Annotated in this window: 11 protein-coding genes and 1 tRNA gene; 1 reads left to right on the forward strand and 11 read right to left on the reverse strand. The window is 46.0% G+C overall.

The window, feature by feature from the left end:
- The first annotated feature begins 117 nt into the window (after positions 1-117).
- Positions 118-2736, forward strand: coding sequence for a penicillin-binding protein 1A (locus JMX98_RS01665; protein ID WP_201584048.1), 2619 nt, complete (start codon positions 118-120; stop codon positions 2734-2736).
- A gap of 259 nt (positions 2737-2995) precedes the next feature.
- Here JMX98_RS01665 and JMX98_RS01670 read toward each other — a convergent pair whose 3' ends face one another.
- The 11 genes from JMX98_RS01670 to JMX98_RS01720 form a co-directional block, all read right to left on the reverse strand.
- Positions 2996-3529 (reverse strand): DUF6586 family protein, encoded by a 534-nt coding sequence (locus JMX98_RS01670; RefSeq protein ID WP_201584051.1) that lies wholly within the window; start codon positions 3527-3529, stop codon positions 2996-2998.
- Between the two features lie 157 nt (positions 3530-3686).
- Positions 3687-7904 carry a DNA-directed RNA polymerase subunit beta' gene (gene rpoC / locus JMX98_RS01675; RefSeq protein ID WP_201584054.1) on the reverse strand — a complete coding sequence of 1406 codons (4218 nt, stop codon included), beginning with the start codon at positions 7902-7904 and terminating at the stop codon, positions 3687-3689.
- Positions 7905-8070: 166 nt separating this feature from the next.
- Positions 8071-12189 carry a DNA-directed RNA polymerase subunit beta gene (gene rpoB, locus JMX98_RS01680; RefSeq protein ID WP_201584058.1) on the reverse strand — a complete coding sequence of 1373 codons (4119 nt, stop codon included), beginning with the start codon at positions 12187-12189 and terminating at the stop codon, positions 8071-8073.
- A 628-nt stretch (positions 12190-12817) separates the two neighbouring features.
- The gene (gene rplL, locus JMX98_RS01685; protein ID WP_105244189.1) at positions 12818-13192 is read right to left on the reverse strand and encodes a 50S ribosomal protein L7/L12; all 375 of its coding nucleotides are present in this window, start codon (positions 13190-13192) and stop codon (positions 12818-12820) included.
- Between the two features lie 126 nt (positions 13193-13318).
- A complete protein-coding gene (rplJ, locus tag JMX98_RS01690) occupies positions 13319-13846 on the reverse strand; it encodes a 50S ribosomal protein L10 (RefSeq protein ID WP_198335254.1) in 528 nt (175 codons plus the stop codon).
- A gap of 428 nt (positions 13847-14274) precedes the next feature.
- Positions 14275-14976 (reverse strand): 50S ribosomal protein L1, encoded by a 702-nt coding sequence (gene rplA / locus JMX98_RS01695; protein WP_105244191.1) that lies wholly within the window; start codon positions 14974-14976, stop codon positions 14275-14277.
- A complete protein-coding gene (gene rplK / locus JMX98_RS01700; protein ID WP_105244192.1) occupies positions 14977-15408 on the reverse strand; it encodes a 50S ribosomal protein L11 in 432 nt (143 codons plus the stop codon).
- An 88-nt stretch (positions 15409-15496) separates the two neighbouring features.
- On the reverse strand, positions 15497-16027 hold the full coding sequence (nusG, locus tag JMX98_RS01705; protein WP_201584062.1) for a transcription termination/antitermination protein NusG: 531 nt from the start codon (positions 16025-16027) through the stop codon (positions 15497-15499).
- 69 nt (positions 16028-16096) lie between these two features.
- The gene (gene secE, locus JMX98_RS01710) at positions 16097-16585 is read right to left on the reverse strand and encodes a preprotein translocase subunit SecE (RefSeq protein ID WP_100750084.1); all 489 of its coding nucleotides are present in this window, start codon (positions 16583-16585) and stop codon (positions 16097-16099) included.
- A 51-nt stretch (positions 16586-16636) separates the two neighbouring features.
- A tRNA-Trp gene (locus JMX98_RS01715) sits at positions 16637-16712 on the reverse strand.
- Between the two features lie 414 nt (positions 16713-17126).
- Positions 17127-17590 (reverse strand): EF-Tu/IF-2/RF-3 family GTPase (locus tag JMX98_RS01720; protein ID WP_265089345.1); only part of this gene is annotated, 464 nt, incomplete at its 5' end.

A 17590-nucleotide genomic window follows, 5' to 3' on the forward strand; every position in this document is an offset into this window, starting at 1 on the left:
AGATTCAAGCATTTAAATTATATATTAAGGCTAACTTACACATTTATTATGACCTACCTATTTCGTTCAAGGTATAATGCACTACCTGTTGCAAATCATTAATTAATAAGTCTTATTATGGCCAAAAAAAATGCTACTGCTCACATTATTCACTTTTTGGTAGGGCTATTTATCGCTTGTTTAGCCTTGGCGGTTGTCCTAGCAATGGCAGTTCCTATTGGCTTTTATGGCATGGCCATGTATTTATCGCCTACCCTGCCAAGTACGCAAGAGATAAAGACCGCAACGCTAGAAATGCCATTGCAGATATATAGTAGTGATGACAAACTCATCGGTCAATACGGCAATCGTTTATCATTGCCGATCACTTTTGAGGAAATCCCTGAGGATCTGACTCATGCTTTTTTGGCCGCAGAAGATGCGTCTTTTTTCCAGCACAGTGGTATCAGCATTAAAGGTTTGGGTCGCGCAGTCACCGAAGTGGTGACCGATGATGATAGTCAAACAGGTGGCTCAACCATCACCATGCAGGTGGCCAAAAACTACTTTTTGAGCCCAGAGCGTACCTTAAATCGTAAACTAACTGAGCTATTTTTAGCTCGTAAAATAGAAGACGAGCTCAGTAAAAACGACATTTTGACCCTTTATGTCAATAAGATTTATTTGGGTGAAGGCGCTTACGGCATCCGTGCGGCCGCCAAAAAATACTATAGTAAGTCACTAGACAACCTCACCATTGCAGAGATGGCAATGCTGGCAGGTCTGCCAAAAGCCCCTTCTAAGTACAACCCTGTCGCCAATCCTGAACGCGCCCTGACCCGCCGCAACTGGATCATTGGCCGTATGCATGAGCTGGGTTATATCAGTCAAGCGCAGCATGATGAAGCAGTCAACTCCCCCATCGGCATCAAGCTCTATCAAGAAAAACTCGATGTTAATATGCCTTATTTGGCAGAGATGGCACGCTCTACCTTAGTAAATCGCTACGGCGAGCAGGTCATGCATGGCGGCTGGCGCGTACGTCTGACCGTCGATAGCAAAGCGCAAACCGATGCAGAGGCCGCCGTACTCAAAGGTCTCATCGCTTATGAGCATCGCCATGGCTGGCGCGGCGCTGAAGCGAATGATGAGCCATTAGAGAACTTCCGTCGGTATAGTAACCTATCACCTGCCAAAGTAACAAAAGTAAATGCTCGTAGTTTTGAGGCCACTATCCCCTCGGGTGAGACGGTGACGGTTAACTGGTCTGGGATGAGCTGGGCGCGCAAATACATCTCTGCCGATCGTATCGGTTATTATCCAAGTAATGCCAGTCAAGTCATCAGTAAAAACGATATTGTGCGCCTGATTCCGACAGCGAGCAACCGCTGGCAGCTGGCTCAAATTCCTGACATACAAGGCAGCCTGGTTTCATTAAACCCAGAAACAGGCGCGCTCAATGCTTTGGTCGGTGGTTTTGATTTTAATCACAGCAAGTTTAACCGAGCGCTGCAAGGCTGGCGGCAACCTGGCTCTACCATCAAGCCTCTAGTCTATACCGCAGCCCTAGAAAAGGGCTACCGCCCTGACAGTATCGTCTCAGACCGCCCTATCCAAGTTGGAGACTGGAAACCCAAAAACTCTGACGGGCGTTTTTTAGGAGACATCACCTTACGTCGCGGTTTGTATCTATCGCGCAACCTTGTCTCTATTCGTCTGTTACAGGCCGTCGGTATCTCTGATACTCGTACATTATTAGACGAGTTCGGTCTCGATAAAGAAAAGCTGCCAACTACCTTGTCGTTGGCATTGGGTACAGGGCAAGCGACACCGCTACAGATGGCCACCGCTTATGCAACCTTTGCCAATGGCGGTCACCGCATACAGCCTTATTTTATTGAGCAAATTTATAACTACAATAACGAGCTACTTTTTCAGGCCAACCCGCAGCAAGCCTGCGCCTCATGTTTTAATGAGCAACTAGAGCGCGTCAACAAAAAACTGCTAGAAGACTATGATAGCGCGCTCGAACAAGCGGCAACTGTAGATGCAGCAGCAGACTCAAAAGACCGTGATACCGAAGCAGGTACACAGAGCGATCAAAGCCGTATCTATGATGCCAGTCCGCAATCAGATCGCCTAAAAGCGCCTGCAGTACAATACGTAATGGCCAAACAAGCACCGCGTATCTTAAAGCCTAGAGTGGCCTTTGAGATGGCAGACATATTACGTGATGTTGTACAGCATGGCACGGCAAGAAGAGCAAAAGCACTGGGACGTGATGATATCGGCGGTAAAACTGGTACCACCAACGAAGCAAAAGACGCATGGTTTGCAGGGTTTCATCCCAGTAACGCAACCGTCGTCTGGATGGGCTTTGACCAACCATCGACCATGGGTCGGCGCGAATACGGCGGCGTGGCAGCGCTACCAGTATGGATTGACTTTATGAAAGCCCAGCTCAAAGACACCCCTCATCAATGGGTCTCTATCAATAATCGCTCAAAATCCAAAAAACAAAAACAAAAAATCATAGAAATGACGGATGATGGTATCTTTACTAGCGATGAAGACGACAATACGCCTACCGACACTGTATCAGAAAAACCTGTCAAAACCAGCACCCAGCAGCGCAAGCCGCCAGCACCTGAGCCGGTCGAAGACGAGCGTTCAGCATCAACGACGCGTCATGATAGCGTACCGCAAAATCCGCTATCGGTAACCCCGGTGGAGCGTATGCCAGCCATGCCTGAGTAGCCCTAGTATGGTTAATTCACTTTAAAACCGATACAGTGCAGCTGGTATGAGTTTTGCTCAGCATCTGTCAGCGTAGACACAGCAAGCAAGAAAAATGTATACCCGTTACACGTTAATTTGAGCCTATCGACTTTATTTTGAACTGACTATACGTTATATAAAAGCGTGTTTGACCATGATCAAACACGCTTTTTTCTTGATGCTGTCATGTAAGGTAGGGCCAAAAAGCCGTTAAACAACAGTATGGATTATAAGGTGGTTAAAACTCAACCATACCCGCACGCAGCTGATCTATCAGCTCTAAGAGCTGCTGACGCCACTCGCGGATGGTGGCTTCATCTGGCAGCCACTGATTCGATAACGTCACAACGTTGACAATAAGATCAGTCGCTTTTGCCGTATCTCTACTTGCACCTAGCGTCTCATCAATCACTGTATCTGGCGGTACCGCATACAAGCTACGCTGATACGCGCGCTCTATGTTGGCCACAAAGCCCTGCTGCTGCAACTGTTGTAAACGCTGGACTTCAGGCGATACCTGCGTGCGCGCACTTAGTGCTTGCTCGATGTCGCACAATGTCGGCGCTGTCATGTTTAAACCATAAAAATGTCCAAGCTCCTGAGTAAAAGCCAACAACGCACCATATAAATGAAAAATAGCGGTTTCACAATGAGCCTGATATAGCTGCTTATCACTACTACTGCCCGCCGCTTGGCAGGCAAGACGACAAAAATACAGTTTTTGATTGGTGCGGTCTGCTTGATACTTGGCAACACGGGTTTTACCAGCCATTGGCGATTCATCCTTCTATAAAATATAAGTGAGGGCTTATTTCTCAGTGTACTATTTTTTTGGATAACAGTACCACGTCTTTCTGACTTTTGTACGTGCACAAAAAAGCCAGCAACATAGGCTGGCTTTTTTGACAGTGATAAGACATCAAAGACAATTAATTGTCTTGATTTAGCTCTTGCGCAAAGGCTTCATCAAAGCTTGCAAAGTCTTTACTATCTGTGCTGGCCGTCATATCAAAAGCTGCGTTTAGATCTGACTCTTGCAGTTTTTGCTCTGCTTTTTCTTTACGGGCTTTGTGATAAGCAAGCCCTGTACCAGCAGGAATCAGGCGACCAACGACCACGTTTTCTTTTAGACCACGTAGCTCATCAACTTTACCTGTTACCGCAGCAGCAGTTAGGACACGAGTAGTCTCCTGGAACGACGCCGCTGAGATAAAGCTTTCTGTTGCCAGACTTGCTTTGGTGATACCAAGCAATTGACGCTCATACTGAACTGGGAATTTATTCTCAGCTTCCAGTTTAGCATTCAAGGCTATGACATCAGCGTACTCGACCTGATCGCCTTTAAAGTAGTTTGAATCACCGCCATCAGTCACTTCAACTTTGCGCAGCATCTGACGAATAATAACTTCGATGTGCTTATCGTTGATTTTTACACCTTGCAGACGATAGACGTCCTGTACTTCGTTGACGATATAATCAGCAAGGGCGGTTTGACCTTTTAGACGTAAGATGTCGTGCGGGTTTTGCGGACCATCAGCGATGATCTCACCGCGAGCAACGGTCTCGTTTTCGAAAACGTTGATCTGACGCCATTTCGGGATCAGCTCTTCATGCGTCTCACCATCTTCATTGGTGATGATAAAGCGGTTTTTCCCTTTGGTTTCTTTACCAAAGCTGACCACACCTGTCATCTCTGCCATGATGGCATGATCTTTTGGACGACGTGCTTCAAACAAATCAGCCACACGTGGTAGACCACCGGTAATATCCTTGGTACCTGATGACGCTTGTGGTACACGGCCTAATACCGAACCTGCGGCTACTTTTTCACCGTCGCTGACGCGGATGATGGTTTCCGCTGGCAAGAAATAAACCACTTCTTTGCCTTCATCCGTATTCAAGATGATAGCAGGACGCAAATCTTTAGCCGAGCTTGAACGGTCACGAGTCGCTAAAATCTCAAACGAGCTCATACCCGTTGCATCATCGACTTTGACCGTCGCTGTCGAACCATCAATGATATCGCTAAAGCGTGCCGTACCGGCAAACTCTGTGATAATTGGGTGCGTGTGTGGATCCCATTTAGCGATGGTCTGGCCACCTTCGACTTGCTCTTCGTTTTTCACCAGAACGCTTGAACCATAAGGCACTTTATAGCGCTCACGCTCACGACCAAGCTCATCGGTCAACGCAAGCTCTGCTGAACGCGAGACGATAACCAAGTGGCCATCAGTGTGTTCAACCGTTTTCATGTTTTCAAAATGCACTTGACCTGCATTACGTGCTGAGATGCTGTTGTCCACAGATGCTGAGCTTGCCGCCCCGCCCACGTGGAAGGTACGCATGGTCAACTGGGTACCAGGCTCACCAATTGACTGGGCTGCCATGACACCGACTGACTCACCGATATTGACTTTATGACCACGAGCCAGATCACGACCATAACACTGTGAACACACGCCATGCTCAACTTCACAGGTGATCACTGAGCGTACCCAGATGTCATCAATGGCGTTGTTGTCTAGTACATTTACCCAATGCTCATCGATCAACGTACCCGCTGGAATCAAGACTTTTGACGGATCGTCATTGTACGTCACATCACGTGCGGTCACACGGCCAAGAACAAGCTCGCCGAGTTTTTCGATGATCTCACCACCTTGGATGTGCGGCTTCATGAGCAAGCCTTCTTCGGTACCACAGTCTTCGCTGGTCACAACCAAATCTTGCGCCACATCGACCAAGCGACGGGTTAGGTAACCTGAGTTAGCCGTTTTTAGGGCGGTATCAGCAAGACCTTTACGCGCACCGTGCGTCGAGATAAAGTACTGTAGTACGGTCAAACCTTCACGGAAGTTGGCTTTAATCGGTGTCTCAATGATTGAGCCATCTGGTTTTGCCATCAAACCACGCATACCAGCAAGCTGACGAATCTGCGCGGCACTACCACGAGCACCAGAGTCTGACATGATAAAGATAGAGTTAAAAGATTTTTGCTCGTCTTCTTCGCCTTGGGCGTTGATGACTTTATCGGTCGCCAAGTTATCCATCATCGCTTTAGCGACTTTATCGTTGGTACGCGACCAGATATCGACGACTTTGTTATAACGCTCACCTGCAGTCACAAAACCTTGCTCAAACTGATCTTCAATTTCGCGAACTTCAGCTTCGGCGGTTTCGATGATTTGTTTTTTCAGCGGCGGAATCACCATATCATCAATACCGATTGACACGCCTGATAATGTCGCTTGAGCAAAACCAAGATACATCAATTGGTCAGCAAACATGACACTTTCTTTGACGCCGACTTTACGGTAGCAAGAGTTGATCAAACGCGAGATGTTCTTTTTGGTCATCTCTTGGTTGCACTCATCAAACGACATGCCTTGTGGCATGATGTTCCAGATAAGCAAACGACCAGCCACCGTTTCTTTTAGATTGACTTCTTTGCTTTCGTTACCCTCTGCATCGACGTGCGTTTCTGTTACACGCACTTTGATTTTTGCGTTGACATGCAAGTCGTTTGAACCAATGGCACGCAAAGCTTCGTTGACGGTCGAAAATATCATGCCTTCGCCTTTGGCATTGATCGACGAGCGGCTAATGTAATACAGACCAAGTACAACGTCCTGTGAGGGTACGATGATTGGATCACCGTTGGCAGGCGATAGGATGTTGTTGGTTGACATCATCAATGCGCGCGATTCGAGCTGGGCTTCTAGCGTCAATGGCACGTGTACCGCCATTTGGTCACCATCAAAGTCAGCGTTAAACGCGGTACAAACCAGCGGATGCAATTGGATTGCTTTACCTTCAATAAGTACCGGCTCAAATGCCTGTAAGCCCAAACGGTGAAGCGTTGGCGCACGGTTTAGTAGGACTGGATGCTCACGGATAACCATGGCCAGCATATCCCATACTTGCGGCTCTTCACGCTCTACCATCTTTTTGGCGGCTTTAATCGTTGTGGCAAGGCCATGCGATAGCAGCTTGTTGTAAGTAAATGGCTTGAACAACTCAAGTGCCATTTTCTTTGGCAGGCCACACTGATGCAGACGCAGGGTCGGACCAACAACGATGACCGAACGACCAGAATAGTCAACACGTTTACCAAGTAAGTTTTGACGGAAACGGCCTTGCTTACCTTTGATCATATCTGCCAAGGATTTCAATGGACGCTTGTTACTACCAGTAATTGCACGACCACGGCGACCGTTATCAAGCAAGGCATCGACTGATTCTTGTAGCATACGTTTTTCGTTACGTACGATGATATCAGGCGCACTTAGTTCGAGCAGACGCTTCAGACGGTTGTTACGGTTGATAACGCGGCGATACAGATCGTTTAGATCTGATGTCGCAAAACGGCCGCCTTCTAGTGGTACCAACGGGCGCAAGTCTGGTGGCAATACTGGTAAGATATTCATTACCATCCACTCAGGCTTGTTATTCGAGTCACGGAACGCTTCTAATAGTTTTAGGCGCTTAGACATCTTTTTGAGCTTGGTTTCAGAGCCTGTTTGCGGGATCGCTTCGCGCAGCTCATCAATCTCGATATCGATATCGATCTCTTTGAGCAGGTCTTGTACCGCTTCTGCACCCATTTTGGCAGTGAATTCGTCACCGAACTCTTCTAGGGCTTTGTAGTAGTCTTCATCATCGAGCAGTTGGTACTTCTCTAAAGAAGTCAGGCCAGGCTCAGTGACGATATAGCTCTCAAAGTATAGAACGCGTTCGATATCGCGTAGGGTCATGTCGAGAAGTAGACCGATGCGGCTTGGCAAAGACTTTAAGAACCAAATATGCGCAACAGGGCTTGCAAGGTCAATGTGACCCATACGATCACGGCGAACTTTGGCAGTGGTGACTTCTACGCCACACTTCTCACAGATAACGCCTTGGAACTTACGACGTTTGTACTTGCCGCACAAGCATTCAAAGTCTTTGACTGGGCCAAAAATTTTGGCACAAAACAGACCGTCACGCTCAGGCTTAAATGTACGGTAGTTGATTGTTTCTGGTTTTTTAACTTCACCATGTGACCACGACTTAACCACATCAGGGGCGGCTAAGGTAATTTGAATACTATCAAACTCTTGATTACCGCTAGCGGTAGGGCTTTGCATGATATCGAGTAAATCTTTCAAGTTGCTTCTCCGTTATCTTTATAATCATCTAGCAGCATATTGTCGACGCCAAGTTAGATGAATGAAGGCAATGAATCGGGTTGAGACAAATCACCAAAAGCAGTCGCCATAAGCGTACTACTTTTGGTTGACAACTAAATTAAACAGCAATCTTTCTGCTTTGGGTTTAGTTGCTTTGTTTTAACTCAATATTAATACCCAGTGATTTGATTTCTTTGGTCAGTACGTTGAATGACTCAGGCATACCTGGATCCATGTACTGCTCACCATCGACGATGTTTTTGTACATACGGGTACGGCCTTCGACGTCATCTGATTTCACTGTCAGCATTTCTTGCAATGTGTAGGTTGCGCCGTACGCTTCTAGTGCCCATACTTCCATCTCACCGAATCTCTGACCACCGAACTGTGCTTTACCGCCTAGTGGCTGCTGGGTGACCAGTGAGTAAGAACCCGTTGAACGCGCGTGCATCTTGTCATCGACCAAGTGGTTAAGCTTGAGCATGTACATGTAACCCACGGTCACTTTACGGTCAAACTTCTGACCGGTACGGCCATCATACAAGGTTTGCTGACCATCACGATCCATACCAGCAAGCTCTAGCAAGTCTTTGACTTGATACTCGTGAGCACCATCAAACACTGCTGTACCCATCGGCACGCCATCACGTAGGTTGTCTGCTAATGCCAAGATATCATCATCAGACAAGCTGTCTAGATCGACTGATTCACCGCCGACTTGGTTGTAAATCTTATCTAAAAACTCACGTAACTCTTTGATTGCCGCTTGCGCTTTTAGCATACCGTCAATCTTTTCACCCAAGCCCTTAGCCGCCATACCCAAATGCGTCTCAAGCACCTGACCGATGTTCATACGCGATGGTACACCTAGCGGGTTCAATACGATGTCAACGGTATTGCCATGCTCATCATACGGCATGTCTTCGACTGGCATGATGCGTGATACCACACCTTTGTTACCATGACGACCGGCCATTTTATCCCCTGGCTGGATACGACGTTTCACTGCCAGATAGACCTTAACGATTTTTTGGACACCATGCTGCAAGTCATCACCAGCCGTTAATTTGCGTTTTTTCTCTGCAAATTTCACATCGATGTCTTTTTGCTTATCGACCAAGTAATCAGCGATCTGCGTGAGACGCTCAGAGACCTCTTCTTCGACTGGCTGGATATCAAGCAGCGTCTCAAGACTCATCTCTTTCATGTCAGCCAACGCCATGACTGTGCCGGCTTTTAGACCAGCACCGCCACTGACTTTTTGACCATCAAGCAAGGTACCAATACGGCCGCGAGCCGCTTCTTCAAAGATACGTAGCTCTTCTTTTAAATCTTTACGATAGCTATCGAGCTGCGACTTCTCGATTGCTTTGGCACGCGCGTCTTTTTCGACGCCATCACGGGTAAAGACTTGTACGTCGATGACCGTACCTTTGCTTGATGTTGGCACTCGCAATGAGGTGTCTTTTACATCAGCAGCTTTTTCACCAAAGATAGCCCGTAGCAATTTCTCTTCTGGCGTGAGCTGCGTCTCGCCTTTTGGTGTGACTTTACCAACCAAGATGTCGCCTGCGTCTACTTCAGCACCGATATAAACGATACCTGCTTCATCAAGGTTTGAGAGCGCCGCTTCACCAACGTTTGGAATATCAGCAGTGATTTCCTCTGTTCCAAGCTTGGTATCACGCGCCACACAAGTCAACTCTTGAATATGAATGGTGGTAAAGCGATCTTCTTTGACGACTTTTTCAGAAAGCAAAATCGAGTCTTCGAAGTTATAACCATTCCACGGCATAAAGGCGATACGAATGTTTTGACCAAGCGCCAATTCACCCAAATCGGTTGATGGGCCATCAGCTAAAATATCCCCTGACGCGATTTCGTCGCCTTGGTTGACAATGATGCGCTGGTTGATACAAGTATTTTGGTTTGAGCGCGTGTATTTGATCAAGTTATAGATATCGATACCCGCTTCGCCTGCGACCATCTCCTCCTCGTTGACACGCACGACGATACGCGAGGCATCGACGTCTTCGATCACACCACCACGCTTGGCGATCACACATACGCCAGAGTCACGCGCGACGTGACGCTCCATACCCGTACCCACTAACGGCTTATCCGCACGTAGCGTCGGAACCGCCTGACGCTGCATGTTTGAACCCATCAATGCACGGTTGGCATCATCATGCTCTAGGAATGGAATCAAACCTGCGGCGACCGATACTACCTGACTTGGTGACACATCCATATGCGTCACTTTTTCTGGTGGCATACGGACAAATTCACCATAGCTACGCACGCTGACCATCTCATCGCTTAGCTCACCATTTTCACTCACTGGCGAATCTGCTTGAGCAATGACCGTACCAACTTCTTCGATGGCTGACAGGTATTCGATCTGGTCAGTTACTTTGCCATCAACCACACGGCGATAAGGCGTTTCTAAGAAACCAAAGCTGTTCGTTTTGGCAAAGGTCGCTAGTGAGTTGATCAGACCAATGTTTGGACCTTCAGGCGTCTCAATCGGACAGACACGGCCATAATGGGTGTCATGAACGTCACGTACCTCAAAGCCTGCACGCTCACGGGTCAGACCACCTGGGCCAAGCGCGGATACACGGCGCTTATGCGTGACTTCAGACAATGGGTTGTTTTGGTCCATAAACTGTGACAACTGACTTGAGCCAAAGAACTCTTTGACAGCAGCTGCTACTGGTTTTGAGTTGATCAAATCTTGTGGTGACAAGTTGTCTGATTCTGCTGAGCTTAAACGCTCTTTGACCGCACGCTCTACGCGCACAAGGCCCACGCGGAACTGGTTCTCTGCCATCTCGCCCACTGAACGAATACGGCGGTTACCTAAGTGATCGATATCGTCGACTTCACCGCGACCATTACGAATCTCAATCAGCTCTTTTAACACATTGATGATGTCATCGTTGGTCAACACACTACGCGCACGCTGGATATCAGCGTCGTCAGTGTCCTCAAACTCAAGACCTAGGCGACGGTTAAACTTCATACGACCGACGTTTGACAAGTCATAACGATCGGCGTTAAAGAACATGCTCTCAAACAGCTTTTCAGCGGTCTCAAGCGTTGGTGGCTCACCTGGGCGCATGACTTTGTAGATCTCAATCAATGCTTCTTCACGGCTAGAAGTGGTATCAGCACGTAGCGTATCGGCGATATAACTGCCTTGATCGATATCGTTGGTGAACAAAATGCTAAACTCTTTGAGTGCATCACTGGCTTCGAACGCACTGAGCTTGACCAACAATTCATGATCGATGAGCGTATTGGCATGAGCAATCACGTCACCATTGACCACGATATCTTCAGCCAAGATGCGCTCGTATAGATATTCATCAGGCACAGCAATTTTCGTCATACCCGCTTGCTCTAACTGACGGATACGGCGAGCATTGATACGTTTGCCCTGCTCGACGATCACATCACCATCAGGTGACACGATATCGAACTGCGCCATCTCGCCGCGCAGACGATCAGCAACCAGATCAATCTCAAACTGCTCTTCACCCTTATAGACTTTTACTTTATCAAAGAACAAATCTAAGATTTCAGAGGTCGTCAAACCAAGCGCACGTAAGATAATAGACGCAAGTAACTTACGACGACGGTCAATACGCGCGAATACTAGGTCTTTGGCATCAAACTCAAAGTCTAACCACGAACCGCGATAAGGAATGATACGAGCGTTGTAAAGCACCTTACCACTTGAGTGCGACTTACCTTTATCATGATCAAAGAACACACCAGGCGAGCGGTGCAACTGTGATACGATGACACGCTCAGTACCGTTGATAATAAAGGTACCGTTATCAGTCATCAGTGGAATCTCGCCCATATAGACGCTTTGCTCACGGATGTCTTTGATCGCCGCTTTACTGTCTTTGTCTTTGCTGTCTTTATCCTTGATAATCAAACGGATCTTGACACGTATCGGTGCTGCATACGTTGAGCCACGTAAGATACACTCACGCTCATCAAACTCAGGCTCGCCTAAGTAATATTCAACGAATTGTAGCTCTGCATTACCAGAATGACTCTCAATCGGAAAAATAGATGAAAAGGCAGCTTGCAGACCAGTATTCTCACGAGCTTTCGGCTTTTTGTGCTCTTGCAAAAATTGCTCATAAGAATCTACTTGAATAGACAGTAAATAGGGAATGTCCATTACAGTGGGCAATTCAGCAAAACTTTTGCGAATACGCTTTTTTTCAGTATAAGAATATGCCATCGAGAGTCCTTACAGTAAACGTGGAAACAAATTAAAAGCGTGGCATGCGTGCATAAATACTATGCAAACATAGCAACGTAAACGTTAATATAAAACAGGTGTTCGTGTTCAGTTTATATCTTTTGTTAATGACTACTTTACTACCAGTGCCGGCTTAGCACCTCTATCAAGTTTTGTCATCAGCATCTAGGTCTTTTATCTAGACCATCCAGCCAAAACCCCATCAGCTGTCACTCATCAAAACCAATATCGTCGCTGATATCTACCGTCTACGAGCCTACATACTGACAGTACAACCATGCAAAATAAATAACCTAAGATAAACAGCTTATTAGAACTAATAATATTGGGGATAACTATAACTTTTAGAATCAGTGTAAACTATAGCGTTAATGGAAAAGCATGCAGACACAAAAAAACGCCAAACATCTCAAGACGTTTAGCTCATATCACTGATTTTAAAAACTGGCATGTGTGCTTGCATGTATATCGTCTGTCCTTTTGATGGGTATCCACCGTGATGTTGCATACGTATGTTGGCAGACACAAAAGGTCAAGCTACGAATTATAGTAAAAAAAAGCTGGCAATGCAAGGCATTACCAGCTTTTTTTTCGTACAGCGTTAAACTTATTTTAGTTCAACAGTTGCACCAGCTTCTTCAAGTTTCTTTTTCAACTCTTCAGCTTCGTCTTTAGACGCGCCTTCTTTGATTGGTGCTGGAGCACTTTCAACCAAATCTTTTGCTTCTTTTAGGCCAAGACCAGTTGCTTCACGTACGGCTTTGATAACGCCAACTTTCTTGTCGCCGAAGCTAGCAAGAACAACGTCAAACTCGTCTTTTTCTTCAGCAGCAGCAGCGCCACCAGCGGCAGCAGCAGGTGCAGCAGCAGCAACAGCAGCAGTTACGCCGAATTTTTCTTCCATATCGCTGATTAGCTCAACGATGTCCATTACTGACATTTCAGCGATTGCGTTTAACACATCTTCTTTAGATAGTGCCATGAGAACTCTCCGTTATCTGATAAAAATTAATTGATTTTAATATCGCTTTGGTCGTTTGCCAAATATGCAAATAGAGTTGGCAATACAGTACAACCAGCGATGTCAAAGTTACGTTAAAACAAGCAATTAAGCAGCTTCTTTTGCGTCTTTGATTGCCGCTACAGTGCGAACGAACTTGCCAGGAACAGCGTTCATAGTCTGGACAAGCTTGGTCACTGGTGCGTTCATAGTTGCCATCAAGATAGAGATTGCTTCGTCGCGAGTTGGTAGCTTCGATACGCGCTCTAGCTCTTCTGGACCATAAACTTCACCACCGACTGATACTATTTTGGTCTCTAATGCTTTGTTTTCTTTGCTAAAGTCGAAAACGACTCTGGCAGCAGAACCCAAATCTTCCATAGAGAAAGCCAAAAGTAGTGGACCAGTCATACGGTCTGACATGCTCTCAAAATTAGTGCCTTCAAATGCGCGTTTTGCTAGGGTGTTTTTCACCACTTTCAAAACGACGCCTTTTTCACGAGCTTGTTCGCGCAGCTTAGTAAGCTGTGCAACACCAAGACCGTGATATTCGGCAGCTATTGCTGAGTAAGCATTAGCAGCAACTTCAGACACTTCAGCCACAACTTGTTGTTTTTGTTCTAGCGTTAATGCCATAAGTTGACTCCTTTAATCTTATCAATCCGCTCATCTTTTAGTTAAAAACGATCAGCTAAGACTGACTTGATACGACACGTTATTCATAACTTCTAAAAATAGAGTTTATTCATAACGACTGATTACGGCACCGTTATCAGACTGACATCGAGTGATAGATTGGTATAAATACCGGTTTATCGGCTCTTATCAACAACTGGGTGGGTCACCGTCTGCGTAGGACAACTAAGATTTTCATCTGTCGTCGATTAACAAAAGCAGCTTACCGTCATCACTAACTATCAAAAGACCACTTAATAATGACGTAAAACAGCTCTCTACCTACGGTCTTAGACAGCATAGCGTTTGCTACGCTGACCTAATTCTTTAAAACAATATGGACTCTTTATTCAAAATCGTTGAATATCGAGTAATTTTTATACAAAAAACTATTTAGCCACGCGATAAGGAACAGGATCGATAGTGATGCCTGGGCCCATGGTGCTAGACAAGGTGATTTTCTTGATGAATGTACCTTTAGACGTCGCAGGCTTAGCGCGCTTTAGATCTGAGATCAATGCTTGAACGTTTTGGGCAACTTGTTCAGTCGTGAAACCAACTTGACCGATAGTTGTGTGAATGATACCCGCTTTGTCAACACGATACTGTGCTTGACCCGCTTTGGTATTGGCCACAGCTTCCGCAACGTTTGGCGTTACTGTACCAACTTTTGGGTTAGGCATTAGGCCACGTGGACCTAGGATAGTACCTAGTTGACCCACCACACGCATCGCATCTGGAGCTGCGATAACAACGTCAAAGTCCATGTTACCGGCTTTAATGTCTTCTGCTAGGTCTTCAAACCCTACAACGTCTGCACCAGCTTCTTTGGCGGCTTCAGCAGCAGCGCCTTGAGCGAATACGGCAACGCGTTTGGTTTTACCAGTACCCGCAGGCAGGTTGGTAGCACCGCGAACGACTTGGTCAGATTTACGTGGGTCAACGCCCAAGTTTACTGCGATGTCGATAGACTCTTTGAACTTCAAAGGTGGCAAATCGTTTAGGATTTGAACCGCTTCTTCAAGAGTGTATAGCTTTTCGTTTTCAATGCGATCAGCGATTAGCTTTTGACGCTTAGTAAGTTTACTCATTTACACACCCTCCACGGTAATACCCATTGAACGAGCGGTACCAGCGATGGTACGAACAGCAGCGTCAAGATCAGCAGCAGTCAAATCTGCGTCTTTAGTTTTCACGATTTCTTCTAGTTGTGCACGATCAACTTTGCCGACTTTTGCGGTGTTTGGCGTACCAGAACCTTTCGTGATACCAGCAGCTTTACGTAGTAAAAACGCAGCTGGTGGCGACTTCATGATAAAGGTAAAAGACTTATCGTTATATACCGTGATTTCTGTAGGAATCGGCAGACCTGGCTCTTGGTTAGAGGTCGCTGCGTTAAATTCTTTACAGAACGCCATGATGTTCACGCCTTTTTGACCCAAAGCTGGACCAATCGGTGGTGAAGGGTTTGCTTTACCTGCAGGCACTTGCAGTTTGATGTAACCATCAATCTTCTTAGCCATGATATTCTCCTAAATGGGTGATAGCGCCAAATCAACATGGTAGAAACCTTGTCGAAAAACAGCTCCCCGGTTAATGAACTTTATAGGTTTAGTCTAGTTTTTCAACTTTACTAAACTCAAGCTCGACCTGAGTCGGCCTATTAAATACGTTTACAGTCAGATGTAGTTTAGACTTTTCATAATCCACTTTTTCTACCAACCCTTTAAAGTCAGTAAATGGACCATCGATGACCAACAATTCTTCGCCTGGCTCAAAGAGCGTCTTAGGACGTGGGTCAGCTTCAGTCTGATTCAGACGGTTCAAAATACGATCCGCTTCTGCCTGCGTGATAGGTGCTGGCATCTCTGGTGTACCGCCAACAAAGCCCATAATACGTGGACAGTCTTTGACGATGTGCCACGTGTTGTCATTCATTTCCATCTGGATCAATACATATCCTGGAAAGAATTTACGCTCACTCTTACGCTTTTTGCCGTCTTTCATTTCGACGACTTCTTCTGTCGGCACCAACACATCACCGAACGAATCAGCAAACTCACTGCGGTTGATACGATCAGTTAATGAACGCTGTACTTGCTTTTCATATCCTGAAAATGCTTGGACAATATACCAACGCATATCACGCTCCTGATCATTATAAATAAATCGTTATCCGTCCATTTTGGTCTTGCCCACTAATACGTGTGACTAGCCAATAAAGATACCAACGAACCAATTAAAGAAGTTATCCAACAACCAAATAAAGAACCCAACAATCGCAATCACAACAAGCACTTGCCATGTGTATTGAAAGGTTTCGTCTTTACTCGGCCAGGTCACTCGGCGTAGCTCAACCGCAGCGTCTTTTAGTAAAATTTTAAAAGCGCGACCCTGATGGGTTAAGGCCAAACATACCAAAGCAACCACAACCAAAGCAACAATGATGCCAATACGCACCCAGACATCGTTGGCTGGCTGCCAATAACCAGGTAAATACTGATTGACCAATGTTGCTGCAATTAATACTACTGCGGCTACAAGCCACAAAATCAAATCTTTGATTGAGCCTGTCTTAGCAACCTCAACCGCAGTGGTCTTATTGCCTGCTGAGACGTGCTTACCTTTAGTCAGCATCGAGCTCGCCGTCGCCTTGGCATCAGATAACTTATTCTCGAGGTTATCTTGATTATTGCTCATAAAGAACTCGCTTCGGAGATGGTGAGGTACAACAAAGATGTGATAAGAAGATGGCAGGCGATGTAGGACTCGAACCTACAACCCTCGGTTTTGGAGACCGATGCTCTACCAATTGAGCCAATCGCCTATGGGTGTAAAGGACAGCATTATACAATATTTAGCATAGAATGCAAGCCCTTAGCGGTAAAATTATCATTTTTACCGAGCTTTGCTCTTAGTCATTTTGCGGCTACATCAGTCTTACTTAAGTAAATAAATAAGTAAAAATCGATGTCCCAACTGACTTATTAGAAGCAGCGTTAATATAGCAAGCTCTCATAAAAAACACAATAGACTAAAAACAAAAAGAACGGTATTTTCACTTACTGCAGTTATTGATAGTTATAGCTTTAAAAAACATACTTTATGAAGTACCACCTTCCCTGCCCCTTTCCAATAAACCCCATAATCCTCTATAAGCGCCCAAAAAAAAGCCACCCTATAAAGGATGGCTTTTCACTACTCAATACTCGATGTCAGCTTGTGCTGAGATCAGTATCGCTTAGTCTTTTACGTTAGCTACTACACCAGCACCTACAGTACGGCCACCTTCACGGATAGCGAAACGTAAGCCTTTGTCCATAGCGATTGGGTGGATAAGCTCTACGCTCATCTCAACGTTGTCACCAGGCATGACCATTTCTGTACCGTCTTGTAATTGGATTGCGCCAGTTACGTCAGTAGTACGGAAGTAGAACTGTGGACGATAGCCGTTTAGGAACGGAGTATGACGACCACCTTCTTCTTTTGATAGTACGTATACTTCGGCGTCGAAGTTGGTGTGCGGGGTGATTGAACCTGGCTTGGCTAGTACTTGGCCACGTTGGACTTCTTCACGCTTGGTACCACGGAGTAGTACGCCACAGTTTTCGCCTGCACGACCTTCGTCTAGCAGTTTGCGGAACATCTCAACACCAGTACAGGTGGTTTTTTGGGTGTCTTTGATACCGACGATTTCGATTTCGT

It is taken from the genome of Psychrobacter sp. HII-4, assembly GCF_904846595.1.
GTDB lineage: Bacteria > Pseudomonadota > Gammaproteobacteria > Pseudomonadales > Moraxellaceae > Psychrobacter > Psychrobacter celer.

What these genes read in the sequence shown, in the direction of transcription:
- JMX98_RS01665 (WP_201584048.1), top strand. Translation starts at nt 118, where the DNA reads ATGGCCAAAAAAAATGCTACTGCTCACATTATTCACTTTTTGGTAGGG.
- rplA (WP_105244191.1), bottom strand. Translation starts at nt 14,976, where the DNA reads ATGAGTAAACTTACTAAGCGTCAAAAGCTAATCGCTGATCGCATTGAA.
- rplJ (WP_198335254.1), bottom strand. Translation starts at nt 13,846, where the DNA reads ATGGCATTAACGCTAGAACAAAAACAACAAGTTGTGGCTGAAGTGTCT.
- JMX98_RS01670 (WP_201584051.1), bottom strand. Translation starts at nt 3,529, where the DNA reads ATGGCTGGTAAAACCCGTGTTGCCAAGTATCAAGCAGACCGCACCAAT.
- rplK (WP_105244192.1), bottom strand. Translation starts at nt 15,408, where the DNA reads ATGGCTAAGAAGATTGATGGTTACATCAAACTGCAAGTGCCTGCAGGT.
- rpoB (WP_201584058.1), bottom strand. Translation starts at nt 12,189, where the DNA reads ATGGCATATTCTTATACTGAAAAAAAGCGTATTCGCAAAAGTTTTGCT.
- nusG (WP_201584062.1), bottom strand. Translation starts at nt 16,027, where the DNA reads ATGCGTTGGTATATTGTCCAAGCATTTTCAGGATATGAAAAGCAAGTA.
- secE (WP_100750084.1), bottom strand. Translation starts at nt 16,585, where the DNA reads ATGAGCAATAATCAAGATAACCTCGAGAATAAGTTATCTGATGCCAAG.
- rplL (WP_105244189.1), bottom strand. Translation starts at nt 13,192, where the DNA reads ATGGCACTATCTAAAGAAGATGTGTTAAACGCAATCGCTGAAATGTCA.